General features: G+C 57.2%; 17 protein-coding genes. 5 read left to right on the top strand and 12 right to left on the bottom strand.

The window, feature by feature from the left end:
- Nucleotides 1-189: 189 nt before the first annotated feature.
- Nucleotides 190-1,398 carry a deoxyguanosinetriphosphate triphosphohydrolase family protein gene (locus tag ACN0VL_RS11625; protein ID WP_417617542.1) on the top strand — a complete coding sequence of 403 codons (1,209 nt, stop codon included), beginning with the start codon at nucleotides 190-192 and terminating at the stop codon, nucleotides 1,396-1,398.
- A gap of 480 nt (nucleotides 1,399-1,878) precedes the next feature.
- Nucleotides 1,879-2,370: a GNAT family N-acetyltransferase gene (locus ACN0VL_RS11620; protein WP_417617540.1), complete on the top strand. Its 492-nt coding sequence runs from the start codon at nucleotides 1,879-1,881 to the stop codon at nucleotides 2,368-2,370.
- 669 nt (nucleotides 2,371-3,039) lie between these two features.
- Here the strand turns inward: ACN0VL_RS11620 and ACN0VL_RS11615 are convergent.
- From ACN0VL_RS11615 to ACN0VL_RS11590, 6 genes are all read right to left on the bottom strand, one after another.
- Complete coding sequence (locus ACN0VL_RS11615) at nucleotides 3,040-3,840, bottom strand: electron transfer flavoprotein subunit beta/FixA family protein (RefSeq protein WP_417617538.1); 801 nt, start codon at nucleotides 3,838-3,840, stop codon at nucleotides 3,040-3,042.
- Nucleotides 3,830-5,068, bottom strand: a complete 1,239-nt coding sequence (locus tag ACN0VL_RS11610; protein WP_417617536.1) for an electron transfer flavoprotein subunit alpha/FixB family protein — start codon at nucleotides 5,066-5,068, stop codon at nucleotides 3,830-3,832. The genes ACN0VL_RS11615 and ACN0VL_RS11610 overlap by 11 nt, the downstream gene beginning before the upstream one ends.
- Nucleotides 5,061-7,025 carry a (Fe-S)-binding protein gene (locus ACN0VL_RS11605; protein WP_417617534.1) on the bottom strand — a complete coding sequence of 655 codons (1,965 nt, stop codon included), beginning with the start codon at nucleotides 7,023-7,025 and terminating at the stop codon, nucleotides 5,061-5,063. The genes ACN0VL_RS11610 and ACN0VL_RS11605 overlap by 8 nt, the downstream gene beginning before the upstream one ends.
- 46 nt (nucleotides 7,026-7,071) lie before the next feature.
- Entirely contained in the window at nucleotides 7,072-9,132 is a 2,061-nt protein-coding gene (locus ACN0VL_RS11600; protein ID WP_417617533.1) for an FAD-dependent oxidoreductase, read from the bottom strand.
- Nucleotides 9,133-9,440: 308 nt separating this feature from the next.
- The gene (locus ACN0VL_RS11595; RefSeq protein WP_417617531.1) at nucleotides 9,441-9,971 is read right to left on the bottom strand and encodes a DUF5943 domain-containing protein; all 531 of its coding nucleotides are present in this window, start codon (nucleotides 9,969-9,971) and stop codon (nucleotides 9,441-9,443) included.
- A 30-nt stretch (nucleotides 9,972-10,001) separates the two neighbouring features.
- Nucleotides 10,002-10,982 carry a dipeptidase gene (locus tag ACN0VL_RS11590; protein ID WP_417617529.1) on the bottom strand — a complete coding sequence of 327 codons (981 nt, stop codon included), beginning with the start codon at nucleotides 10,980-10,982 and terminating at the stop codon, nucleotides 10,002-10,004.
- A gap of 501 nt (nucleotides 10,983-11,483) precedes the next feature.
- On the opposite strand from ACN0VL_RS11590, the gene ACN0VL_RS11585 reads away from it, so the two are divergent.
- Entirely contained in the window at nucleotides 11,484-11,774 is a 291-nt protein-coding gene (locus ACN0VL_RS11585; RefSeq protein WP_417617527.1) for a GIY-YIG nuclease family protein, read from the top strand.
- A gap of 314 nt (nucleotides 11,775-12,088) precedes the next feature.
- Here ACN0VL_RS11585 and ACN0VL_RS11580 read toward each other — a convergent pair whose 3' ends face one another.
- Together ACN0VL_RS11580 and ACN0VL_RS11575 are read right to left on the bottom strand one after the other, a co-directional pair.
- Entirely contained in the window at nucleotides 12,089-13,135 is a 1,047-nt protein-coding gene (locus ACN0VL_RS11580) for a GlxA family transcriptional regulator (RefSeq protein WP_417617525.1), read from the bottom strand.
- A 488-nt stretch (nucleotides 13,136-13,623) separates the two neighbouring features.
- Nucleotides 13,624-15,246 carry a BCCT family transporter gene (locus ACN0VL_RS11575; RefSeq protein WP_417617523.1) on the bottom strand — a complete coding sequence of 541 codons (1,623 nt, stop codon included), beginning with the start codon at nucleotides 15,244-15,246 and terminating at the stop codon, nucleotides 13,624-13,626.
- Nucleotides 15,247-15,549: 303 nt separating this feature from the next.
- Here ACN0VL_RS11575 and ACN0VL_RS11570 point away from each other — a divergent pair, with 303 nt between their 5' ends.
- Nucleotides 15,550-15,777, top strand: a complete 228-nt coding sequence (locus ACN0VL_RS11570) for a hypothetical protein (RefSeq protein ID WP_417617521.1) — start codon at nucleotides 15,550-15,552, stop codon at nucleotides 15,775-15,777.
- Nucleotides 15,778-15,970: 193 nt separating this feature from the next.
- Here the strand turns inward: ACN0VL_RS11570 and ACN0VL_RS11565 are convergent, their stop codons facing one another.
- Nucleotides 15,971-17,245, bottom strand: coding sequence for an aromatic ring-hydroxylating oxygenase subunit alpha (locus ACN0VL_RS11565; protein ID WP_417617518.1), 1,275 nt, complete (start codon nucleotides 17,243-17,245; stop codon nucleotides 15,971-15,973).
- Between the two features lie 295 nt (nucleotides 17,246-17,540).
- On the opposite strand from ACN0VL_RS11565, the gene ACN0VL_RS11560 reads away from it, so the two are divergent.
- Nucleotides 17,541-18,647 carry an FAD-binding oxidoreductase gene (locus ACN0VL_RS11560; RefSeq protein WP_417617517.1) on the top strand — a complete coding sequence of 369 codons (1,107 nt, stop codon included), beginning with the start codon at nucleotides 17,541-17,543 and terminating at the stop codon, nucleotides 18,645-18,647.
- A 71-nt stretch (nucleotides 18,648-18,718) separates the two neighbouring features.
- Here the strand turns inward: ACN0VL_RS11560 and ACN0VL_RS11555 are convergent, their stop codons facing one another.
- The 3 genes from ACN0VL_RS11555 to fdhF form a co-directional block, all read right to left on the bottom strand.
- Complete coding sequence (locus ACN0VL_RS11555) at nucleotides 18,719-19,924, bottom strand: MFS transporter (RefSeq protein WP_417617516.1); 1,206 nt, start codon at nucleotides 19,922-19,924, stop codon at nucleotides 18,719-18,721.
- Nucleotides 19,925-20,392: 468 nt separating this feature from the next.
- Nucleotides 20,393-21,559 carry a BCCT family transporter gene (locus ACN0VL_RS11550; protein WP_417617514.1) on the bottom strand — a complete coding sequence of 389 codons (1,167 nt, stop codon included), beginning with the start codon at nucleotides 21,557-21,559 and terminating at the stop codon, nucleotides 20,393-20,395.
- Nucleotides 21,560-22,267: 708 nt separating this feature from the next.
- Nucleotides 22,268-25,132, bottom strand: a complete 2,865-nt coding sequence (gene fdhF / locus ACN0VL_RS11545) for a formate dehydrogenase subunit alpha (RefSeq protein ID WP_417617512.1) — start codon at nucleotides 25,130-25,132, stop codon at nucleotides 22,268-22,270.
- Nucleotide 25,133 lies beyond the last annotated feature (1 nt).

Raw genomic sequence — 25,133 nt, 5'->3', positions numbered from 1 at the left:
TACCACTCTGGTAGGGCTCTGAGATCAGTATGATAGGGAGCGCCATTTTTCTGCCGCGAAGCGGCTTAGTTCAACAAGATGCTTAAACGGAAAATTACAGTTTTCTCGTGCTTAGCCTAACTGTAATTCCCCGCTTAGCTTAGCGTTATACGCCAAAGTTAACTGATCAAAAACTAACAAGAGAAAAACATGTACGATAATGAAGTAATTGATTATGCAAAAGCTCAGGAAGAGATAATTTCTAGACTAGAGTATAGAGTCTATGAACACGAGGATGGTCGTTCAGAAAATCGTCATGACTTGATGCGTGATTATGCAAGAGTTTTATATTCATCATCTTTCAGACGTCTACAAGGAAAGATGCAGCTTCTTGGTGTTGATGCTAATAAATTTAATCGAAATCGTCTCACTCATAGTCTAGAGGTAGCACAAATAGCTCGTTCTATCGCTTATGACCTAAAACTAGAACATACGGTTGTAACCGAAACGGCATCACTTGCACATGATATTGGTAATCCACCTTTTGGGCATTATGGCGAAGTTGTACTGAATAGCTTAAGTCTAGGTTGCGGTGGTTACGAGGGGAATGCTCAAGCATTCCGAATTTTACGTACTTTAGAAATGAAGCATTATGCGTATCAAGGGCTAAACTTAAATGTACGTACTCTAATGGCTGTTACTAAATATTTCTTTAATAAGAGTCAGAACAGCAATAAATTTTTATATGACGCCGATTATGCCTTTCTGAAAGCTGAACTAGATCGTAACGATATTAGTGTCACTAAGAGTATCGATGCGGAAATAATGGATTTAGCTGACGAAATTGCTTATGCGGCACATGATTTAGAAGACGCATTAAGCTTTGGCATGATTAGCTTAGGTGAGATAGTTCATGAATTTAGTATTAGCGAAAAATTTAAAGATGCATATCCAACGATGGTCGAGATTTCGAAAGATGTACAAACTGTCGCAATGAAAGCTAGTCGAAGTGGAACATCTGAAGAGTATGCAATTATTCTGAAGAAAGAACTGACGTCAAAAATAGTTAATACTCTATGCTCTGACATTGGTTTAGTTAATGGTTGTTTAGGTTACAAACAACATGCTAAATTGGCTGAAGGGCTTAAAAAGCTGTTGTTTAAGGCAATACTCCGCAAAAAGGATATTCAACTTTATGAGCGCCGAGGTGAGCAGATTATTCGGGGCCTATTTGGGGTATACTCTGATGAAAAATACAACAAAGACAATATCTTGCTACCACCAGAGTTGCGTTCAATCACTGACTGCAAGACTCGTCTAGTTACTGATTACATCTCAGGCATGATGGATTCTTATGCTGCACAGGAATATGAAAAGTATTTTGGCAAGGGCAGTGCAGATAAGTTTTACTTTAAATAAGGTTGGGTTCCTTGTTTATGGCGTAATGATTTATATTTGATGGTAGCATTGCTCATATCTTAATGCGGCGTTAGGTGACCAAGGAGACTCTGAATGAAGCTTATGTCTGCAGACGACAGAGGTCTGGCACTTCGGGCAAAGGACCCGCTCTGCCAACTATATGAGCGCCATTCGTACTCTGCGTAGATTCAGTGAGCGAGCCCAAACCTCGCCTTCAACCTACGCCTCATATAATGTTCTTGTTCATCAGCTCACAGTTTTGCGACCGACTTCCTTCAGACAGACGCTCGCGGAGCTGCCCTTGCCATTCGCTAGTAGTTCGCATCTAATATCGATTATAAATCGCTAGAGATAGTGATCTTCCTACAGAGGACTTTCATCTCATTAGTTCATACCCATGCTGGGCGCACTCATCTAGCCCCATTTAGCACCCGCCATACTCCTAAACCAAGCGTTATGTTTTCTTAGAGAAGTTGAGCTATGAACATTCGAGAAGCAACAAAAGCAGATTGGGAAAGCATCTGGGCTATTTTCAGTGAAGTAGTTTCTGCTGGTGAAACATACGCATATGATCCAGCAACGACTAAGAATGAGGCTGAAAAAATTTGGCTGGAGACACCAAGAAAGGTCTTTGTTTTTGAGGATGACGGCAACATTCTTGGTACTTACTATCTCAAAACCAATCAAGCTGGCCCTGGAAATCATGTCTGTAACTGTGGCTATATGGTTTCATCTATGGCGAGAGGTAAAGGTCTGGCCACTTCGATGTGTGAGCATTCTCAAGAAGTGGCTCTTGAATTAGGCTACAAAGCCATGCAGTTTAATTTTGTAGCCTCAAGCAATGAGGGTGCCGTTCGTTTATGGAACAAACTCGGATTTGAAACGGTCGGCCAATTACCAAAAGCATTCAAGCACCCTTCGCAAGGTTACGTAGACGCTTTAGTCATGTATAAATGGCTGGCAAAAATATAACAAACGACTCCACCAGCGTTATCCTCTTTCCCCACTCGTTCAAAATACCTCTCCACCAACACGTTCAAGCCCATGCGGGCCGCTGGCCATTCCCTGTTATCAGGGAGGATAAAGAAATCTGCTCAGCTGAGGTTTGATGGTGTTTTCGGATGTCGGCTTTTTGGGGGGTGACGGTGCACGGGGCCAGGCTTGGTGCTGTCTGCTCTGGATTCCCGTCCCCGCCCTCGCCCTCGCCCTCGCGAGGATGACGTTCCTATGCGAGGATGACGATGGGAAATCCGCGGGTATGGACGACGTCAACTGGCGGCTCCGCAGCATCAGGGAGGACAAAGGGATCTGCTCCACCGACCATCACATGACAGGGATGTCATGTGCTGAGCGTCACATGGATGTGCTTGAGCGAGTCGGTGGAGCTGGCCCTTTGTCCGACCTTTGCAGGGCAGCCAAATAGTTCGACTCTTTGGCTGGGTGAGGTCGAGGTTTGGGTGGTAGTTTTGGGTATCGGATTTTTTGGGAATAATGGTGATCGGGGCCAGATTTGGTGCTGTCTGCCCTGGATCCCCGCCTTCGCGAGGATGACGTTCCTTCGCGAGAATGACAAACTATTAAAAAAACGCCGGCTTTTGCCGGCGTTTTGCATTGTCTTCCCCAAGACAAACCTTATTCATTTTACTTGCGCAATACGCCCTCTTCTACCAGCAGGTCGTAGATGGCCTTGGCGGCGGCCTGGGGATCATCGCGGATGATCTGGCCCTTGCCGCCCTGGGCCTTGGCCGTGGCCTGCTTCAGGCGGTCGGCGGCAGTTTTGGCGGTCGATACCTTGAGGCGTTTGGGCCGGGATTTGGCCGCCGATAGCGTCCATTCAGTCCGCTCCTGATCGACCTCGGTGGTCGGGGTCAGCCGTATTATGTTGCCGCGTCTGGCCTTGGCAAAGGCGATTTGCCGGGGCTCGGCGGCGGCACTTTCTACGCTGGCGACGAAGGGCAGCTTGACCTTGATGCGTCGGCGCTGGCCTCTGGGCAGGGCCTGCAGCAGGCTGGCTTCGCCATGTTCGATACTTTCTATAGCGGCGATGCCGGTTACCAGGGGCCAGCCCAAGCGTTCGGCCAGCAGGTAAGGCAGCAGGCCGGAGCCTTCGCCATACTCGGCACGCACCCCGGTCAGCAGAATATCCGGCTGCTGTTCACTCAGATAAGGGGTCAGCACCGCCAGGGCATCGTCTTCTTCCGTCTGGTTCAACACCGTCAGGCCGTCGATGCCCATGCCGAGGTAATCGCGCAGGGCTTCCTGCTTGGGATCGCCGGCGTGAATGGCGCTCACCTTGCTGTTCAGCGGCTGGGGCAGCGACTCGTTCAAAGACATCGCCAGCTCCAGGGCGCAGGCGTCTTGATGGGCGCGACGCGCGCGCCCGGATACCGGATGCTGGCCCTGAGAGATCAGCACGGCAATATTCAGGGTATCAGGCTGCATCACTCACCTCCTGGAGAGATTGGGCTTCAACCAGCTTCATCAGCGCAGACAGTATTTCACTGCTGTCGCCAATGGCGGCCAGGCTGGCCCGTTTGACCATGTCACAGTCGGCATCTTTATTGATGGCGACCACCTTTTCACATTTGCCGATGCCCTGCAGGTGCTGCACAGCACCGGAAATTCCCACCGCGATATAAACCCGGGCACTCACCCAGGTACCGGTCGCCCCCACCTGACGGCTGCGGGGCATAAAGCCGTCGTCTACCGCCACCCGGCTGGCCCCTTCCGAGGCGCCGAGCAAGGCGGCGGCCTGATGAAACTGGTCCCAGTCATGAATACCGTTACCCGCCGACAGAATAAACTCGGCTTCGGCCATGGGAATTTCGGCGGGATCCACCGCCACCCGCCCCAGATCGTCCAGTCGGGAGCCGGTGGGCGCCGACAGTGCCAGCTTCTGTTCCAGTTCGAGCGGGCTGGCATCAAAGCGATACTCGCCGCACGGCAGAGCACATTCTTCCAGCAACAGCATGATGCGCGACCAGGGGCGGCTGATATCCCGATTGCCGGCGCCGTTTCTCGCCAGCAAACTGTCGGCTTCCAGCTTCCATACCCCGGTGGCCGGACGCTCGCCCAGGGCCACGCCCAGTCGGCGGCCCAGCTCGGCAGACTCGCCACTGTCGGCCAGCAGCCAGTACAGGGGTTGCACAGATGCGTCCACCTGACTGCACAACTGGCTCCAGGCCTCCGGCTGATAGCCGTCGTATTCCGGCCCCTGCACCTGCAACAGCCGATCGACTCCGGCCCCCTCTATGCTGTCCTTCAGTTCGCCACAGAGCACGCCCAGTACCGCCGTTGGCTGCTCCCGAGCCACCGCCAGCTGTTGGGCCTGGCCCAACACATCCTTGCAGTGGCTGGTCAGGCGACCGCCGCTGGTCTGCAACCAGACGGCGATATACGCCTGAGGCTCCACCACCTGATGCAGCGGTAACACCGGCTGCTCGTTGCGTTTCTTCGAGTTCAACTGGGTAATGCCGGCCGCCCCGCCCATGTTCAGGCGCTCCAGTCGGCGCAGGCCGCTGGGGCCCTCTTGCCACTGGGGCCTGGGGTTCTTGCGCAGCAAACCGGTCGGGCCCCGGGTGGGCTCGCCACTCTGCTCACCATGTTGAGGGTGAAGCCGGTTACGCAGTATCCAGCTCAGGCGCGGATCACGACGATTCAATTCAGACATGAGCAAGTTCCTCCTCTGGCTGCTGCACTTTTAGCTGCGCTGTTTGCGGCGATGCGGGCACGATCAGCGCCTCCAGCAGCAGCTCGGCAATATCCTTCACTTCGGGGCGCGGCTCTACTACCCCTTCCATCATGTGGGTACATTGCGGGCAGGCCACCGCCATCAAGTCGGCGTTCACCGCCCTGGCGTCGTCCATGCGCATGTCGGCAATACGGCGTTCACCCGGAATATCCGTGATCGGTGCACCGCCGCCGCCGCCGCAACAGCGAGAGCGGAAGCCGCTGCGTTCCATCTCGGTACGCTCGTAACCGAGCTGATCGATCAGGTAACGGGGGGCGTCATAGACACCGTTGTAGCGACCCAGATAACAGGGATCGTGGTAAGTCATGCGCGCATTGCCGTTGGCCGTAAATTGCAACTGCCCCTGCTGGTGCAGTTCAGCCAGCAGCTCGGTGTGGTGCACCACCTGGTAGTCCCCGCCCAGCTCCGCATATTCGGTGCCCAGGCACTGCAAGGCATGGGGATCCGCGGTGACGATGCGATTGAACTGATACTTGCTCAGGGTTTGGATATTGGTCTTGGCCAGCCGCTGAAAGGTGGCTTCATCGCCCAGGCGGCGGGCCAGATCACCGGAGTCCAGCTCCTCGTCACCGAGGAAGGCGAAGTTCACATTCGCCGCCTTGAGCAGCTTGACCAGTGCCCGTAGGGTACGCTGGTTGCGCATGTCGAAGGCACCGTCACCGACCCAGAACATAATGTCGGTTGCTTTGGTTTGCTTGAGCAGAGGAATCGACAAGTCCGCCGCCCAGTGGCTGCGGCTGGCCGGAGACAGGCCGCCCGGGTTGTCGGTGGCGATCAGGTTTTCCAGCACTTCCTGGCCCTTGCCCGGGGTTTCACCGCGCTCCATGGTCAGGTAACGGCGCATGTCTACCACCGCATCCACGTGCTCTATCATCATGGGGCATTCTTCCACGCAGGCCCGGCAGGTGGTGCAGGACCACAGGGTCTGGCTGTCGAGAATGCTTTCTACCAGCGGCAGGTCGGGGCAGCCGGTGCGGGCGGCCTGTTCCTGGCCCGGGTGAGGGCTACCCTGGTAGTTCACTTCCTCCTGGGCGGCCAGGCTGGTCACCATGTCCTGGATCAGCTTCTTCGGGTTAAGGGGTTGGCCGGCGGCAAAGGCGGGACACTTGCTTTCGCAACGACCACACTGCACGCAGGCGTCGAAGCCCAATAGCTGGTTCCACTTGAAGTCGGTAACCTTTTCCACTCCCAGCTTGGCGTCACTCAAATCCAGCGCCTTGATACCGGTGTCGCGGCCACCATCGAAACGGGCCGGACGAGGATGAAACGCCAGATGCAGGGCGCCGGCGAAGGCGTGCTTCATGGGGCCGCCCCAGGTCATGCCGAACACCATCTCGCCCAGGCCCCAGATACAGGCGGCCAGCAACAACAGGGCCAGCAGCGTGCTGCCGGTGCCGTCGGGCAAGATGCCGGCGGCCGGCAGAGTCGCCACAAAGAAGCCGATAGAAAAGGCCATCAGGCTCTTGGGCAGACGCTGCCAGGGCCCCCGGGAAAGACGGGAATGGGGCAGCTCGGCGGCCGGCTTGGCACGGCGCTTCCACACAAAAAACGCGCCTGTCATCATCAACAGGCTGGCAGCCAGCAGCGGCCAGGTCAGCCAGGCGGTTTTCAAACCCACACCATGCACCAGCACTACCAGCACCAGCGCCAGCACAAAGCCGCCGCCGGTGGCAACGTGGGTGTTGGACATATAGCTGTCGCGGGCCACCACATGGTGCAGGTCAACCAGATAACGTCTCGGCATGGCAGCCAGCCCTCGCCAGAACGAAACCGGGCTGGACTGGCCCTGACGCCAGAGACGAACACGCCGCACCGCCCCGGCTACGGCCAGGGCGAAGGCGAGTAATAACAGATAGGGGATCACAGGCTCAAACATAGCGGCTTACCTCATGGCGCCGGAGCAGGCTCCGGCACCTTTCAAATCAGAAGTCCTTGCACAGGCGCAGGGCGTCATAGATGGCGGCATGGGTGTTGCGCTGGGATACGCAGTCACCAATGCGATACAGCAGGTATCCCTGACCGCCGTGAGACAGGCTGGGTTGAGGCTTGGCCGCATAAAGGGCTTCAATATCGATCTGGCCCTTGTTGACGGAATCGGCCTTCATTTCCCAGTAGAGTTTCTCGTCGGGGCGAATACCGTTTTCCACCACGATTTGATCCACTACCCGCTCTTCCTGCTGGTGGCTGTACTCATTTTCGAGCACCGCTACCAGCTTGTCCCCTTCCCGGTACACCTTGTTCATGGACAGGTCAGACGTCATGATCACGTCGCGCTCGTACAGCGAACGGTAATAGGTGGGGAAAGTGGTGCCCCCCACAGCCACCCCCGGCTTGGTGTCGTCGGTGACCAGCTCTACCAGACTGCCCTTGGCGGCCAGATAATCGGCCGTGGACATGCCGGTGAATTCACAAATGGGGTCGTAGATCAGCACATTCTTGCCCGGCTCGACCTTGCCCGAGAGGATGTCCCAACTGCTGACCACCAGCCCTTCTTCTGCGCCCCATTCCGGGTTTTGCTCGATGAAGGGAGCTCCACCCACCGCCAGAATCACCACATCCGGATTTTCCGCCATGATGCTCGCCACGTCGGCCGCCGTATTCAGGCGCACATCCACCTTCAGGCGCGGCAACTCCATGGCGAACCAGCGGGTGATGCCGGCAATCTGATCCCGCTGGGGCGCCTTCGCCGCCAGGGTGATTTGTCCGCCCAGCTCGGGCGCTTTCTCGAACAGCACCACCTCATGGCCGCGCTCGGCACTAACCCGGGCCGCTTCCATACCGGCAGGGCCGCCACCCACCACCACCACCTTACGCTTGGGCCCGCTGCTGGGCTCAATGATATGGGGCATGGTGCTTTCACGGGCCATGGCGGCGTTCTGAATACACAACACATCCAGCCCCTGATACTGACGGTCGATACAGTAGTTGGCACCCACGCATTGGCGAATCTGATCAACCTGGCCCAGCTTGACCTTGGCGATCAGGTGGGGGTCGGCCATGAACGCCCGGGTCATGCCTACGAAGTCGACATAACCGCCTTCGATGATACGCTGGGCCTGGGTGGGATCCTTGATGTTCTGGGCGTGGATCACCGGTACCGAGACCACTTCCTTGATGCCTGCTGCCAGGTGCAGGAAAGGCTCTGGCGGGTAACTCATGTTGGGGATCGCGTTGGCCAGCGTGGCGTGGGTGTCCGCCCCTGAGCCGATCACACCGAAGAAGTCCAGCAGGCCGGTGTCGTCGTAATACTTGGCGATCTGTTTCATGTCTTCGTGGTTCAGGCCGTCCACGTGGAACTCGTCACCACACATGCGCATCCCCACCGCAAAGTCGGGACCAACCTCGGCACGCACCGCCTTGATCACTTCCAGGCCGAAGCGCATGCGATTTTCGAAGCTGCCGCCCCACTCGTCGGTTCGCTTGTTAACCCGTGGGCTCCAGAACTGATCGATCAGGTGCTGGTGTACGGCGGAAATTTCCACGCCGTCCAGACCGCCTTCCTTGGCACGGCGAGCCGCCTGGGCAAAATCGCCGATGATGCGCTGGATTTCTTCCGGCTCAATCGTTTTATTAGTGGCACGGTGGATTGGTTCACGGAGGCCGCTCGGGCTGAGCAGTGTGCTCCAGTTATAACCATCCCAACGGGAACGACGGCCCATGTGGGTGATCTGAATCATGATCTTGGCACCATGCTTGTGCATGGCTTCAGACAAATCTTTAAAGTAAGGGATAATGCGATCGGAACTCAGGTTGACCGAGCTCCACCACTCCTGGGGACTATCGATGGACACCACACTGGAGCCGCCGCAGATGGCCAGTCCCAGACCGCCCTTGGCCTTTTCTTCGTAATATTTGACGTAACGTTCTGTGGTCATACCGCCGTCGGTGGCATGCACTTCGGCATGGGCCGTACTCACCACCCGGTTACGAATGGTGAGCTTGTTGATATTCATGGGTTGAAATAAGGCGTCAAATTGTCCCATCGTAGATCCCTCTGCTAACTTGCTTGGCGGCCGGCAACCGGCCCGCCGAAAATTAATACCCTGGTGCCACTAGCGAGGCGCTACTCCCGCCCCCTCATTCGTCACTCCCAAACCTCACTCGTCACTCCCGTCTCCCCTTCGTCACTCCCGCCTCCCCCCTCGTCACTCCCGCGAAGGCGGGAGCCCAGTGACCTTGGCAGACCAACAACCATTATCGAGAAGTGTGCTCCCTGCCCTGGATCCCCGCCTTCGCGGGGATGACGTTTATTCGCGGGAATGACGTTCCTGCGCGAGGAGGACGGCATGAACTACAGCGGGCTGACTTCGAACAGGCCGTAATCACAGCCGGTCTGGGCGCCGCTCTGGGTCTGGCGAGCAACCGTGCGCACCGCCAGCCCCTGGCTTTCTGCTATCTGGTCTACCGCGCCGGCAAACCAGCCGGTAAACATGTAGTCCACCATGCGATCCACCTTGCCGTACTGATAAACGAAGGCGGAATGATCCAGCCGAACCTTGGCGGTGCCGGCGGCGATATCCAGACTTTCAATGGTGAACAGACCCCAGCCCCGCTGCGACAGGCGCTTCATGTAATGCTCGAATACCGCATCACCACTAAGGCCGTGACACTCGGCTTCTTTCTCGCACCAGTGCCAGGCAGACTTGTAGCCGGCCTTGTACAGGATTTCGGCATAGCGTTCCGGGCCCAGTTCTTCTTCTATCGCCATGTGGTTGTTGACGAAGAAGTGGCGCGGCACATACAGCATGGGCAGCGCGTCTGTGGTCCAGATGCCGGATTCGGCGTTCACTTCAATGGGCATTTCGGGTGCATGTACTGACATTGTGATTCTCCTTTGTTTACCTATGATGGTTTATTCGCCCCAGACGTCTTTCAGCACACGCATCCAGTTACCGCCCATGACTTTTTCTACCTGGCGCGGAGAAAAGCCGTGACGCAACAGAGCTTCGGTCAGGTTGGGGAATTCGCCGATGGTACGGATACCCTCGGGGTTGATGATTTCGCCAAAACGGGTCAGGCGGCGGGCATAGCCCTTGTCGTGGGTCAGCCACTCGAAGAAATTCTGATCATGGCCCTGGGTAAAGTCGGTCCCTATGCCGATGGAGTCTTCGCCTACCAGCTCCATCACATAGGCGATGGCTTCAACATAATCGTCGATGGTGGAGTTGATGCCGTTTTTCAGGAAAGGGGCGAACATGGTCACGCCGACAAAACCGCCATGATCGGCGATAAAACGCAGCTCTTCATCGGACTTGTTGCGCGGGTGATCTTTCAACCCGGCCGGCAGGCAGTGGGAATAGCACACCGGCTTGCCGGATTCGAGGATCACTTCCTTGGAGGTCTGGGCGCCAACGTGAGACAAATCGCACATGATGCCGACCCGGTTCATTTCGGCCACGACTTCACGGCCAAAGCCGGACAGACCACCGTCGCGCTCGTAACAACCGGTGCCCACCAGGTTCTGGGTGTTGTAGGCCATCTGCACTATGCCCACGCCCAGCTGCTTGAATATTTCCACATAGCCCAGCTGGTCTTCGAAGGCATGGGCATTCTGAAACCCCAGGATCACGCCGGTGCGGCCTTCTTCCTTGGCCTTGAGGATGTCGGCCGTGGTACGTACCGGACGGATCAGGTCGGCGTGCTCCTGGAAATAGCGGTTGAAGGCGGCAATATTGTCGACCGTGTCCTGAAACCCTTCCCATACCGACACGGTGCAGTTGGCAGCCGTTAGCCCGCCACGACGCATGTCCTCAAACAGTTCCCGCCCCCAGTTGGCGATAATCAGGCCGTCGATGACGACCGCTTGTTTATGTAGTTCAGCTGCATGTTGCATAGCCAGACCTTCCTTGAGTAAATGTGGCTGGTGGTAGGGTGTCCACCGGATTCAAGGGCAGTCTAGCCCGGGGCTTTGTTCGCACGCTGGCTAAAAACGACGACCACATAGCCAAAAACGTCACTTCTGACGACAGATACCGAAAACTGCCAGGCCCCGCCGTTACTGGATGCCTGTGATCTCTGCAGACCCAATGCCATTATCGAGAATGGTGCCACCTGCCCTGGATCCCCGCCTTCGCGAGGATGACGGCATAAATACAGTACTGACTTCTGATTTCTGGTCGCTCCCGCGAAGGAACGTCATCCTCGCGCAGGCGGGGACGGGAGCCCAGTGACCTTTGCAGGCCAACAACCATTATCGAGACCAGGCCCCCTTCACAGGAGTGACAAGATTCTAAATGGAGGGTTGATGTAAACGAGCAGAAAGACGCAATGGCGGGAGGCCTGTTAATGCTTCTGAGCCTAAACTTGGGGGTCAACCACTGACAAGGTCATCACAATGTCCAAGCAGCCTGCCGTCTATATGCTTACCAACTGTAGAAACGGCACCCTGTATATCGGCGTGACCAGCAACCTGGTACAGCGTATATGGCAACACAAACAGCAAGAGGTGGCTGGGTTTAGCGCTCGCCACGGGTTACACCTATTGGTGTACTTCGAATTCCATGCCGATATGTACGCGGCGATTACCCGCGAGAAACAACTCAAGAAATGGAACCGTAGCTGGAAGCTAAGGTTGATTGAAGAACAAAACCCAGGCTGGCGGGATCTGTGGACCGATATCATTTAACGCTGCGTGATGTTGCAGCGACCTTTGCAGACCAGCAGCCATTATCGAGAACTGTGCTCCCTGCCCTGGATCCCCGCCTTCGCGAGGATGACGGCATAAATACAGTACTGACTTCTGATTTTTGGTCACTCCCGCGAAGGCGGGAGCCCAGTGACCCTGGCAGACCAGCAACCATTATCGAGAATGGTGCCACCAGCTCTGGATCCCCGCATTCGCGAGGATGACGTTCCTGCGCGAGGATGACGGCACAAATACAGTGCGATTTAGCAGGCACAAAAAGGCTCCATTAGGAGCCTTTTAAAGAAAGAGAAAAGTTACAGTGTCACTGAAGCAAAGGTCGGTTCCCCCTTGGCGGATTCCAGCTGAATGTGCTTGAGCAAGTCGGAGATCTCCGGGGTGAGTGATTTGGGAGCAGAGCGGCTACAGCGGTCGTCTCGTGGCGGCACCCCGAAATTCTCCCGGTAGCACTTGCTGAAATGAGGCGTCGACACAAAACCGCAGGCGGTGGCGATGTCGATGATCGAGAACGAGGTCTGGCGCAACAACTGCCGGGCTCTTCCCAGCCTCAGGTTGAGGTAATAGCGGGAGGGAGAGCATTGCACATGGCGCTGAAACAGTCGCTCCACCTGACGCCGGGACAGGTCCACATAACTGGCCAGTTCGTCCAGGGTGATCGGCTCTTCCAGATTGGCTTCCATCAGTGCCACCACTTCGGCCAGTTTGGGCTGGGCCGTCCCCACAATGTGCCGCAGTGGTACTCGCTGCTCTTCCTGCCCCTCGCGAATACGCTCACACAGAAACATATCGCAAATGGCGGTGCTCAGGGCGCTGGAATGTTCCTTCTCGATCAGGTGCAGCATCATGTCCATCGGCACAGTGCCGCCGCTGCAGGTCAGACGATCCCGGTCGACGCAATAGAGAGCGTTGCTGGTTTCCAGCTGGGGAAAGGCTTCCTTGAACGAGGCCATGTACTCCCAGTGCAGGGTACAGCGATAACCGGCCAGTACACCGGCATCGGCCAGCAGGTAACTGCCGGTACAAACGGCACCGAGCTTGATCCGGCGTCTGGCCAGTGTCTGCAGCCAGACTCGCAGGTTACGGCTGCGAGCATTGACGACCCCTACTCCACCGCAGAGGATCATCATGTCCAGATGACCACAATCCTGAATGCTGTGATCCGGGGTGACCAGTATATGGTCACTGGCCCGTACCGGTGCCCCGGTTTCGGTCAGCATGACCCATTCATATAGAGGCTGGCCCGACAGTTGATTGGCCATACGCAAGGGCTCAATGGCCGAAGCCAAGGAGATCATGGTGAAATTGTCCACCAACAGGAAACCAACACGTTGTGTTTGAGTCATTGCGCTTACTCCCTGTAAATGTATCGGGTTTCCGCTTGTTCTTGCCCCGATAATGCAACGAATTGTAAACATTTAATAAACAAATACCCACATCAGCGAAACATATACCATAAGTGCGATTTCGTAAACCTCATCATGGGTATTTTCATCTGTTCGGTGCCAATGTGTGATGAAGCCATGATAATTCCATCATTTTCACCCTGCCTTGGTATTATCCCTCCTCCGCAATGAACAAAAAATCAATACAATACAGATACTTCCATTATACAACTTAGGAATATGCAGTCGTTTTTTAACTTTTTCAAACCCTCGAAATACAAATGAATCCTGTTACATACTGACGTTTATCGAAGACTTTCGCTGAGTTTATTGCCTTCACAATCAAGAACGCTCAAATGGCCGACACTATGCCTGACCGGCTCTGATGCACTGCAAAAAAGTATGAAAAAAGGGGCTTTCGCCCCTTTGGTTACCGTCTGCTATCAGGTTCAGGATGCCGGTGGCACTTTCACCTGTGCTTCTATAGCGACCGGAGAATCGACCGTCACCGGGTGGGTTTCGGGCACTTCCTGATGCAGAGCCCGATACAGGCCCCACATCATTACCAGGATGACGAACGAGAAGGGAAAGGCGGCAATAATGGCTGCGGTCTGCAGCGCCTTGAGGCCGCCGGCCAGCATCAGTATGGCCGCTACTGCCGCCACCGCCATGCTCCACAATACCCGCTGACTGCGGGGCGGATGTTCGTTACCCAGCGACAGTATGGTAGTCACCACCAGGGTGCCGGAGTCGGCAGAGGTGATGAAATAGAGCGCCACCAGCAGGGTCGACAATACCGCAGCCAGGGTGCCCATGATGCCACCGTCCAACTGAGATAAAGTCTCATACAGAGCCGAAGTGACGTTTTCGCCCACCGCGGCCACTATGCCGGCCTGCCCCACGGCCGCTACCACTTCACCGGCCGCATTGGTCACCGTATGGGTCAGCTCCAGATAAAGCGCGGTACTGCCGAACATGGTCAGCCAGAGCATGCCCAGCAGGGTCGGCACCAGCAGCACGCCACAGATAAACTCGCGAATGGTACGGCCCTTGGAGATGCGGGCGATAAACATGCCGACGAAGGGTGACCAGGACATCCACCAGGCCCAGTAGAACACGGTCCACCAGGACTGCCACTGGCTGTCCTGACTGGCATCGGTCCAGGTACTGAGCGCCACCACATGGGTCAGGTAGTCACCAATGCCCTGCACATAACTCTGCAGCAGGTAACGGGTAGGACCGTAGCACAGCAGGAACAGCAAAATGGCGGCGGTAAACCACATGTTGGCAACCGACAGCCATTTCACGCCCCGTCCCAGCCCGGACAGTACCGACAGGGTGGCAATCAGCGAAATCACCACTATCAGTATCAGCTGACTGCTGGTACTGACTTCCATGCCGAACAGCTGGTTCAGACCGGTGTTGATCTGGGCCACGCCCAGGCCGAGGGAGGTTGCCACCCCGAAGATGGTGCCGAATACCGCCAGAATATCCACTGTGTGCCCCATCCAGCCGTAGATGCGCTGACCTATCAAGGGATAGAGCGCGGAGCGAATGGTCAGAGGTAACTGCTTGCGGTAGGAAAAATAGGCCAGAGTCAGCCCCACCACCACATAAATGGCCCAGGGGTGCAGCCCCCAGTGAAAGAAGGTCAGTCGCATGGCCACTTCGGCTGCTTCCGGCGTCATGCCCTCGGCAATAAAGGGGTTGCTCTGAAAATGGTAGATGGGCTCGGCAATCGACCAGAACACCAGGCCAATGCCCATACCGGCACTGAACAACATGGCAAACCAGGAAAACAGGCTGTATTCCGGTCGGGAATCATTGCTTCCCAAGCGCAGACTGCCAAATCGGCTGAAGGCCAGTACCACACAAAACACCAGCATCAACGACAGAATGGCAATGTAATACCATTTGAAGTGATTGATGAGGTATCCCGATACGCTGTCAAACAGGTTGGCAGCCGCATCGGGGTACCAGGCGCCGCCCACCACAAACAAGGTAACGATAATCATGGAACTGATCGTCGCCGCCGGGCTCATTCCTTTCAAAAGTCCATCTTTGGCTAACATAGGACAAGGTCTCCGTCGGGTTAATAAACATCTAACGGCAGCGCGGGCCTAAAGTCCTGAAGGTCCTGCGCTTGCCGGTGCAGAGTTTGCCAATAACGGCGAAAGCCGTCGTTATGGGCAAAAACCGGCCCCTATAACAACAGCTATCCCCCCGATACAGCTTTCCCAATACGACATCCAGTTGTGTTTGTGCGCCCTGTCAGTCGGCAACTGTTCCGAAAGCGACACCCAAGCCGATGACCCGTTGCCGCACGCCGGGCAACTGCTAGGCTATCGTTATGCTGAACCGAGGAGAACAACACCATGATGATTACGGAACTGATCGATCAGGACGATTTTCGTGCCCAGTTGCAGGCATGGGGGCTTGATGGGGGCAAGCAGCTGTCACTGGCGGAGTGCCGTCACAGACTGGGCGAGCTATTGTCTGGTCCGGAGCGGAAAGTCTGGCAGGAGCGGCTGGCGTCCTTGCGGGTCAAGCAGAAGCTGTTGCACCCCGAGGTACAGGACGTGCTGAACGCCTGCATGAAGTGAGTCCCCGCCTGCGCGAAGATGACGGAGAAGAGAACCATCGCAAAGGTCACTGGATTCCCGTCCCCGCCTTCGCGAGGATGACGTTCCTTCGCGGGAATGACGTTCCTGCGCGGGAATGACGTTCCTGCGCGGGAATGACGTTCCTGCGCGGGAATGACGAGGGGGAGCCAGTGGCTCCCCCTTTGAGTTGACCTTACTCGGGTAACGTGACGGCCAGGGTCTGGCCGCCGGCATTCTGGATAAAGCTGTCCGCATACCAGTCGACGAAGTTCACCACCCCGAATTCGTAGGTGGGCGAATAAGGTCCGGGTTCGTAGGCGACGGAGTTGACACCACGCTGGTTATTTTCGGCCAGGGTTCTGTCCTGGGCATTGGTGGCGTCCCATACCCGGCGCAGTTTTTCCACGTCGTAGTGCACCCCTTCCACCGCGTCCTTGTGTACCACCCACTTGGTGATCACCTTGGTCTTCTGGGGGCCCAGGGGCACCACCTGGAAGGTGACGATGTGATCACTCTGGCAATGGTTCCAGGAGTTGGGCAGATGCAGGATGCGCAGCGAGCCCAGTTCCCGGTTGATGATCCGGCCCAGGGTTTTCTCGCAGGCCTGGCTACCGTCTATGGTCATGGCCACCTTGCCTTCGGCCAGCGGCATGCGCACCATGCGGTTACGCAATCCGAACGACACATGCTGATGGGGAATCTTCTCCGCATCCCACTGCTCGGCCATACGCGCCACGTGCGCCTTGAAGCTGTCGGTGGCACGGGGGTCCGTGGTGTCATCGAACTCCAGCAGGCTGTTGAGCAACTCGGGGTGAGAGCCGTTGCAGTGGTAACACTCGCGGTTGTTCTCGAGCACCAGTTTCCAGTTGGCATCCTCGACGATTTCCGACTGCACCGCCACCTTGGCGTTTTCCAGATCGTAGGGCTCGAGGTAGTGCTCCAGCGACGCCAGAAAGTCATCGATGACCGGCGGATTGTCGGCCAGGCTGATGAAAATATAACCGCCGGCGGTACGGGTATGCACCTGCTTCAGCGGGAAGTCGGCCTTGTTGAAGCTGTCCCCCATGTCGGTGCCGGCATAAATCAGGTTGCCATCCAGCTCGTAGGTCCACTGGTGATAAGGGCAGACCAGCTTGGCCACCTTGCCCTTCTTCTCGGTGCACAGCCGCGAGCCCCTGTGTCGACAGACATTATGGAAAGCCTGAACGCCTTGCTTGTTGCGCACTATGGTAATGGGGTTGTTACCCACTTCCAGAGTGATGTAATTACCTTCTTTGGGGATCTCGCAGGTCAGGCCGACAAAGAGCCATTCCTTGCCATAGATCTGCTCCATGTCGGCGGCAAAGACGTCGGGGCTGTTATAAAACGCCTGGGGGAGTGAATAACCGGGACGACGCTGCTGCAACATCTGCACTGCATCACCCAAGCCGGGGGTTGTGCCTAACAATGCGGTGTTGATCTGCTCCATGAATGCTGCTTCCTTTGCTGTTGAAATTGAGCCGTGTGTCCCTGCCACCAAAGCGGGAACCCCACCGTAGGCTCCATCATCACCAAAGTCTCCTCGAGCTGATTGTCTGAAAACGACTCGGTTGTATATGGTTTCCGACCTTGCCGCCATCGCCCTTGCCAATATGCGTCGGCGAATATTCAAAAGCGGGGCTGGCAGACATCTTCATGTCGTTTTTGGGCAATTGCCAACGGCCAAAGTGCACAAGAATGTCGCTATTAAGGACAATCTGGCACAGCCCAGTCGGAGAGCAGCGATGAATCAGGATTTTATCTCACCCATCAATACCCAAACGTGGAGCAACGGACGCCATCCGGTACGGTGCGTCCGGGTCATACAGGAAACCTGGGACGTCAGGACTTTCTGCTTTATGGCGGAAAGCCCCCTGCTGTTCTTCTTCAAGCCCGGTCAGTTTGTGACCCTGGAGCTGGAAATAGAGGGAGAGACGGTGATGCGCAGCTACACCATCGCCTCGTCGCCTTCCGTGCCTTACAGTTTCTCCATTACCGTCAAGCGGGTACCCGGCGGTCAGGTCTCCAACTGGCTGCACGACAACCTGAATGAAGGAGATGCGCTGGCGGTACATGGCCCGGTCGGCAACTTCAACTGTATCGACTACCCCAGCGAGAAGGTGCTGCTGCTTTCCGGCGGCGTGGGCATTACCCCTGTGATGTCCATGGCCCGCTGGTGGTTCGATACCAATGCCGACGTGGATATTCACTTTATACACAGCGCCCGCACCCCCAAGGATCTGGTGTTCTACCGGGAGCTGCAGCACATGGACTCGCGGCTGAACAACATCCACTTGAGCCTGATCTGCGAGCGAACCGATATTGGCGAAACCTGGAGTGGCTTCAAGGGGTATCTTAATGGCTCCATGCTCGCCCTGATCGCCCCGGACTTCATGGAGCGGGAGATATTCTGCTGTGGCCCCGCCCCCTATATGCGTGCGGTACGCACCTTGTTGGAAAACAGCGGTTTTCCGATGGAGCACTACCATGAGGAAAGCTTCGGCGAGACCCCGGTGGAGGTGGCCGAAGGCGTCGAGGAGCAGGTCCGCGATGCCGTCGAGCAGGCCGAAGAGCTGGAGCGTACCGAAGACCGGCTGACGGTGTCGTTTCAGGACAGCGATTTGCAGGTAGATATCATGCCGGGCGAAACCCTGCACAGCGCCGCCGCCCAGGTGGGCCTGCACATTCCCAAGGCCTGTGGCATGGGCATTTGTGGCACCTGCAAGGTACAGGTGGTGAAAGGCGACGTCACCATGGAGCACAACGGCGGCATCACGGAGGAAGACATCGCCGAGGGGTATGTACTGAGCTGCTGCAGCGTGCCCCAGGGCCATGTGGCAATCGCATTCTAGTTGGTTGAGGGGAGGTACGACAGGTCCACTCATTTTGCCTGAGCCCGGGTTGTGGGCTCAGGCTTTTTTGTTTATCCGGCAGACACGGCGGCCCGTACCCGCTGCCGCCGCTCCTGATACAGCACGATGAAAGTCGTGATCACCATAAACCCGACGGCCGACCACAAGACGCCACTGGCCAGCCCCCAGTCCAGCAGAAAACCGAACAGAACGGGGCCGATAACCCCACCAAAGTTGAAGCCGGTCGAAACGATGCCAAAAGTGCGCCCTTCTGCCCCCTCGGGAGAGGCGGCACGCACCAGCATGTCTCGCGAGGGCGCCACCATGCCGGTCAGAAAACCGGCCAGGGCCAGCACCATGGCCAGCAGCAGTGGCGGCAGCGACACCATAATGACCATTACCACCAGCACGGCGGCCAGGGCGAAGGCCAGCGCCGCCACATCACCATGCCGTTCCGTTTTATCGGCCAGCACACCGCCCGCCAACACACCGAAGGCACTGGCAAACAGAAAGCTGGTCAGCGCCAGGTTGGCCGCCGGTAATGCAACATCGAAGCCCTGAACCAGCGCCGAGACGGAAAATCTCTCTATCGCGCCTGTGCTCAGGCTGAGCATGGTAAACAGCAGCGTCAATAACGCCAGGGTGGCAATGGGTGTGGAGAGAGGCCGGGCCTGTGCACTGCCTGACTTGATACTGCCGACACCCACCGACTTTTCAGACGCCTGCAAGGCGGAACCGGTAGCGACAAAAACCAGTGCCATGCCCCCCGCCAGTGCGGCAATGGCAAAAGACCAGCGCGGATCCCAGGCCAGGGCCACGCCCACCATCAAAGGAGGCGCGAGTGCACCGCCTAAAAACCCCGCGAAGGTATGAACCGAAAAGGCGCGGCCCATCCTCTCGGATGGCATGCCACGCGACAGCAGCGAATAGTCTGCGGGGTGATAAACGCCGTTGGCCAACCCCGCCAGGCCCATGGCGACCAGCAGCCAGAAATAGCTGGGCAGCAGGGCGACCAGTCCAAAGCTGGCACTGCCCAGCGCCAGCGCCGCCATCAGCATCCGCTTGGCCCCCAATCGGTCGACCAGAAATCCCAGCGGTGCCTGCACCAGCGCCGATACTATATTGAACACGCCGATAGCCACCCCCAATTCTAAAAAGCTGACCTGCATGGCGCCGGGGAGCAATGGCAGCATGGCCGGTACCGTCATGATATACAGGTGACTGATCAGATGGGCGACGGAAACCCGGGCCAGTAATTGATTGGGTGACGATCTCATGTTTGGCCCTCCCGGCCGATGGGTTCGCCAGGCACGGCGACGAAATACTGATGATAATGTAAAGGCTTCCTGCCTGCGGGTCGAGCCCGCCAGTCTGGCGATGGCAGCATTAGGGGTTAAGGCTGTCATCTCCGCTAAGGAACGACGCATATACCGTCACCCTCGCGAAGGCGGGGGTCCAGTGCTTTCTGCAAACCACGCTCGGCCTGACCGTTGAGTGCCGCCTGCTCTGGGTTCCCGTCCCCGCCGACGCGAGGATGACGTTCCTTGGCGGGAACGACGCGTATGCCGTCACCCTCGCGAAGGCGGGGGTCCAGTGCTTTCTGCAAACCACGCCCAGCCTGACCGTTGAGTGCCACCTGCTCTGGGTTCCCGTCCCCGCGACGAGAGGATGACGTTCCTTGGCGAGGGTAAAGGCCGCCATTCGGCGGCCTGTTGCAGATGGGAATATAACGGCAAGTGTGGTGATTAAGCCTTGTCGGCGGCGGCATTCAAAGAAGAAGACTCCTGCCCCAAATTACCCAGCTGACGGCGCCGGCGCCAGAGCTGCACGGTGATCAGGGCATAGAGGCCGATCACCACCAGCCCTATCCACTCTATCTTCAGCGGCGTGAACTGGAACAACAGCACCAGCCCGAACATCAGCGTCCAGTTAAAGACCACATAACGCACCGCTCCCAGCTTTTCCGCCTCGATGCGCAGGTTGGTGGTATAAAGGCGGATCAGCGAGTCCAGAGAGTTAATCACGAAGATAACGCCCACCACCACCATCGCCAGGTTCAGCAGGCCGCCGATGGCCAGGCTCTGTTCGAAGTGCAGATAGAGGACGGAAAACCAGATGGCGATGGGAATGGACGGCACCACCAGCATGGAAACACACAGCTGCCAGGCCTTGAGCCCACCAGAAAACCGGGCCACGAACTGGCCGATCATGATGCTCCAGGAGAACCACCAGAACAGGTAGAAGGCATGGTAGTCGGTAATGGGCGCCACAAATTGATGGATATTGGAAAAATACCCACCGATGCCGGCCATGGTACTGCCGAGTCCCTGCACACCGGCTCCGGTATTCAGCCACATGGCGGCAATCAGGGCGATAAACAGCCAGGTCGAGGCCACACTCAGCAGTTTGACATAACGCACGTCCGAGCTGGACCAGACCGCCGCCAGCACCACCAGCGCCACCAGGCCATAGGTCATGACCGGCGTTATGCCTTCGATATAAGTGGGCAGATAGCTGAGAAACAGGAAGCCGGTGAAGGCGCAGGTGCCAATGATCACCATGTTATTGACAAACTTGACCAGGGGCAGCTCGAACAGCCGGACCCTGGGCTCGATCAGCACAAAGTAAAAGGTAGTCAGAAAATAGAAGCCCCATACCAGAAAGCCCCAGAAGCCGAACTCGATGGCCAGGGGATTGGTGAACCCGTATTCGGCTTCGCTGGCATAAACCGGAAACTCGGTCAGCGGAAACATGATCAGGCCCACATCCAGGCCCGAGGTAAACAGGATGGCGATAAAGGTGAACAAGGAGGTAGGCATATCGCCCTTGCAACGAAGGTTCCCGTAGCGCAGCAGGATCACCACCGTCGCCAGCAGGGTAAAAACAATAGCAACAGATAACAGCATTTCCATGAGTAACATCCTCTTGTGTCGATTCCATGATACATCGTCAAATTAGCTTGTATCTTCCCTTGGTATTTATGGTCTGTGTGTACTCCGTTGCGAACATAATCCGGCTTGCCTGACGGCAGCCACCGATTGTTGATAACTGATTAGCGGCCATTGATTGAACAGTTAATCAATTTAAACTTTATATAACATAGTTCATCAAACGAACATTGGTACGACATTTTTTTGTCTGTATGCGACATTTAAAAGGCTAACTACGGGTTTAGAGAGTCATGTGGATATGTCATCAGCGAGATCAAGGGGGATAAGTAATACCGCATAAAAGTATGGTTTTACCGTCATTCCCGCGCAGGAACGTCATCCTCGCGAAGGCGGGGACGGGAACCCAGGGCTTGTGGTGCAGAACTGTCAGCCTGCGAGACGCCTGCAAAGGAACTGGCCCCCGCCTACACGAAGGTGACGTTCCTTCGCAAGAATGACGAGCGGGAACGAAAATTCACGGCAAAGGTCACTGGATTCCCGTCCCCGTCCCCGTCCCCGCCTTCGCGAGGATGACGTTCCTATGCGAGGATGACGTTCCTTCGCGGGAATGACGGCAGAGAGATCGCGGGAACGTGGATGGAAAATCATCGGGAATGTCGGCATAAAAAAGGGGGCGGCTGTCTGGCAGCCGCCCCCTATTCTGATGTCCGTTCAAACTATAACGGAGACTTACCGACTGCCCTGCTCACTGCCGGCCTCAAGGTGCTCCAGCTGCTCGCGGGTAAAGGTGTAGAACTTCTGCTGCCAGTCCGACAGGGCATGGGCATCCGTGCCCAGTACCTGCACCGCCGTTACCTTGTACTCCGGGCAGTTGGTGGCCCAGTCGGAGTTGTCGGTGGTGATCACGTTGGCGCCGCTGTGCGGGAAGTGGAAGGTGGTATACACCACCCCCGGTTGCATGCGCTTGCTCAACCTGGCCTTCAGCACCGTATTGCCGGTACGGCTGGCGATGGTCACCGGCTGGCCGTCCGCTATCTGCCGCAATTGGGCGTCATGCGGGTGGATCTCCAGCACGTCCTCGCTGTGCCAGACGTTGTTGTCGGTGCGCCGGGTCTGGGCCCCCACGTTGTACTGACTGAGAATACGCCCCGTGGTCAGCAGCAACGGATAGCTTTCCGACACCTTCTCGGTGGTGGGGATGAACTCGGTTACCACCATGCGTCCCAGGCCGATGGGGAAGCTGTCGCCGTGCATGATCGGCATCCCTTCCGGGTGCTCGTCGTTACAAGGCCACTGTATGCTGCCCAGCTCGTCCAGCTTGTCGAAGCTGACGTTGGTGAACGAGGGTGTCAGGCTGGCAATTTCATCCATTATCTCGGAAGGATGATCGTAATGCATGGGGTAGCCGAGGGCATTGGCCAGCGCCATGGTGACTTCCCAGTCTTCCTTGCCCGCCAGTGGTGGCATCACCTTGCGCACCCGGTTGATGCGGCGCTCGGCGTTGGTGAAGGTGCCGTTCTTTTCCAAAAAGGTGGAGCCGGGCAAGATCACATGAGCGAACTTGGCGGTCTCGTTGAGGAAGAGATCCTGCACAATCAGCAGCTCCAGCGAGCGCAGCGCCGCCTCCACATGATGGGTGTTGGGATCCGACTGGGCGATGTCTTCACCCTGCACATACATGGCCTTGAAGTCGCCGGCGATGGCGGCATCGAACATGTGCGGAATACGCAGCCCGGGCTCGGCGTCCAGGCTCACGCCCCACGCCGCCTCGAACCGGCCGCGGATCTGGTCGTTGTTAACCGGCTGATAACCGGGCAGCTCGTGGGGGAAAGAACCCATGTCGCAAGAGCCCTGGACGTTATTCTGGCCCCGCAACGGGTTGACCCCCACCCCGGGCCGGCCGATGTTGCCGGTGGCCATGGCCAGGTTGGCGATGCCCATCACCATGGTCGAACCCTGGCTGTGTTCGGTCACACCCAGACCATAATAGATAGCACTATTACCGGCGGTGGCATACTGACGCGCCGCTCGGCGAAGAGCCTCGGCCGGCACGCCAATCACGTCCGCCATTTGCTCGGGAGCATGGCGCTCTTCGGCAACAAATTCACGCCAGGCGCGGTAATCTTCCGGCTCACAGCGCTCGGCCACAAAGGCTTCGTCTTCCAGTCCTTCGGTGACGATGACGTGTGCCAGGGCGTTGATCAGGGCCACGTTGGTTCCCGGGCGCAAAGGCAGATGAATGCCCTCCCCCGCATGGGGGGTGTCCAGCAGGTCAATCTCACGGGGGTCGGCCACGATCAGGCTGGCCCCTTCGCGCAGACGTTTGCGCATCATGGAGCCGAACACCGGGTGGGCGTCGGTGGGGTTGGCGCCAATCACCATGATGCAATCGGCTTCCATCACGGAGTCGAAGTCCTGGGTGCCCGCCGACTCGCCCAGGGTCATCTTGAGGCCATAGCCGGTGGGGCTGTGGCAGACCCGGGCACAGGTGTCGGTGTTGTTGTTGCCCAGCGCCGCACGGATCAGCTTCTGCACCAGATAGGTTTCTTCGTTGGTACAACGGGACGAGGTAATACCGCCCACGCTCTTGCGGCCATGTTTCTCCTGCACCTCGCGCAAACGGCGAGCGGAAAAGGCGATGGCTTCTTCCCAGCTGACTTCGTTCCAGGGCTGGTCGATGGACTCCCGGATCATGGGCTTGGTCAGTCGGTCTTTGTGAGTGGCATAGCCGAAGGCGAAGCGACCCTTGACGCAGGAATGACCATGGTTGGCGCTGCCGCCCTTCCAGGGGGTCATGCGAATAACCTGAGTGCCTTTCATTTCCGCCTTGAACGAACAGCCCACGCCACAATAGGCGCAGGTGGTGATCACGCTGTGCTCGGGCTGACCATGATCGATTACCGATTTTTCCATCAGGGTCGAGGTCGGGCAGGCCTGCACGCAGGCGCCGCAGGATACGCAGTCCGATTCAACGAAATTGGTGTTCTTGCCGGCGGAGACCTTGGAGTCGAAACCCCGGCCTTCTATGGTCAGGGCGAAGGTGCCCTGCACCTCGCCGCAGGCCCGCACACAACGGGAGCAGGCGATGCACTTGCTGGGATCGAAGCTGAAATAGGGGTTGCTCTCGTCCTTGGCCGCATCCAGGTGGTTCTCGCCGTCGAAGCCGTAGCGCACCTCGCGCAGGCCCACGGCGCCAGCCATGTCCTGCAGTTCGCAGTCGCCGTTGGCCGGGCAGGTCAGGCAGTCGAGGGGGTGATCGGAGATATACAGCTCCATCACGTTGCGGCGCAGTTTGGCCAGCGCCTGGGTCTGGCTGAGTACCACCATGCCCGGCTCGACCGGGGTGGTGCAGGAGGCGGGATAACCACGCCGCCCTTCAATTTCTACCGTGCACAGCCGACAGGAGCCAAAGGCTTCCATGTTGTCGGTGGCGCACAATTTGGGAATATTGATGTCGGCCCGAGCGGCGGCGTGCATCACTGAGGTGCCTTCGGGCACGGTAACGTCAACGCCGTCTATGTTCAGGGTGACCAGTTTTTCCGACAGCCGGGCTGGCGTCCCGTAATCCTTCTCGGGATAAAAATGTTCAATCATC

Source organism: Oceanisphaera sp. (assembly GCF_048268965.1).
In the GTDB taxonomy this organism is placed as follows: domain Bacteria; phylum Pseudomonadota; class Gammaproteobacteria; order Enterobacterales; family Aeromonadaceae; genus Oceanimonas.
The sequence above is the reverse complement of the archived record's forward strand: the minus strand, read 5'-3'. Positions and strand labels throughout refer to the sequence as shown.

Coding starts and splice junctions, on each gene's coding strand:
- ACN0VL_RS11565 (WP_417617518.1), bottom strand. CDS start 17,245: ATGGAGCAGATCAACACCGCATTGTTAGGCACAACCCCCGGCTTGGGT.
- ACN0VL_RS11580 (WP_417617525.1), bottom strand. CDS start 13,135: ATGACTCAAACACAACGTGTTGGTTTCCTGTTGGTGGACAATTTCACC.
- ACN0VL_RS11625 (WP_417617542.1), top strand. CDS start 190: ATGTACGATAATGAAGTAATTGATTATGCAAAAGCTCAGGAAGAGATA.
- ACN0VL_RS11610 (WP_417617536.1), bottom strand. CDS start 5,068: ATGTCTGAATTGAATCGTCGTGATCCGCGCCTGAGCTGGATACTGCGT.
- fdhF (WP_417617512.1), bottom strand. CDS start 25,132: ATGATTGAACATTTTTATCCCGAGAAGGATTACGGGACGCCAGCCCGG.
- ACN0VL_RS11550 (WP_417617514.1), bottom strand. CDS start 21,559: ATGGAAATGCTGTTATCTGTTGCTATTGTTTTTACCCTGCTGGCGACG.
- ACN0VL_RS11585 (WP_417617527.1), top strand. CDS start 11,484: ATGTCCAAGCAGCCTGCCGTCTATATGCTTACCAACTGTAGAAACGGC.
- ACN0VL_RS11570 (WP_417617521.1), top strand. CDS start 15,550: ATGATGATTACGGAACTGATCGATCAGGACGATTTTCGTGCCCAGTTG.
- ACN0VL_RS11555 (WP_417617516.1), bottom strand. CDS start 19,924: ATGAGATCGTCACCCAATCAATTACTGGCCCGGGTTTCCGTCGCCCAT.
- ACN0VL_RS11615 (WP_417617538.1), bottom strand. CDS start 3,840: ATGCAGCCTGATACCCTGAATATTGCCGTGCTGATCTCTCAGGGCCAG.
- ACN0VL_RS11600 (WP_417617533.1), bottom strand. CDS start 9,132: ATGGGACAATTTGACGCCTTATTTCAACCCATGAATATCAACAAGCTC.
- ACN0VL_RS11575 (WP_417617523.1), bottom strand. CDS start 15,246: ATGTTAGCCAAAGATGGACTTTTGAAAGGAATGAGCCCGGCGGCGACG.
- ACN0VL_RS11560 (WP_417617517.1), top strand. CDS start 17,541: ATGAATCAGGATTTTATCTCACCCATCAATACCCAAACGTGGAGCAAC.
- ACN0VL_RS11595 (WP_417617531.1), bottom strand. CDS start 9,971: ATGTCAGTACATGCACCCGAAATGCCCATTGAAGTGAACGCCGAATCC.
- ACN0VL_RS11605 (WP_417617534.1), bottom strand. CDS start 7,025: ATGTTTGAGCCTGTGATCCCCTATCTGTTATTACTCGCCTTCGCCCTG.
- ACN0VL_RS11620 (WP_417617540.1), top strand. CDS start 1,879: ATGAACATTCGAGAAGCAACAAAAGCAGATTGGGAAAGCATCTGGGCT.
- ACN0VL_RS11590 (WP_417617529.1), bottom strand. CDS start 10,982: ATGCAACATGCAGCTGAACTACATAAACAAGCGGTCGTCATCGACGGC.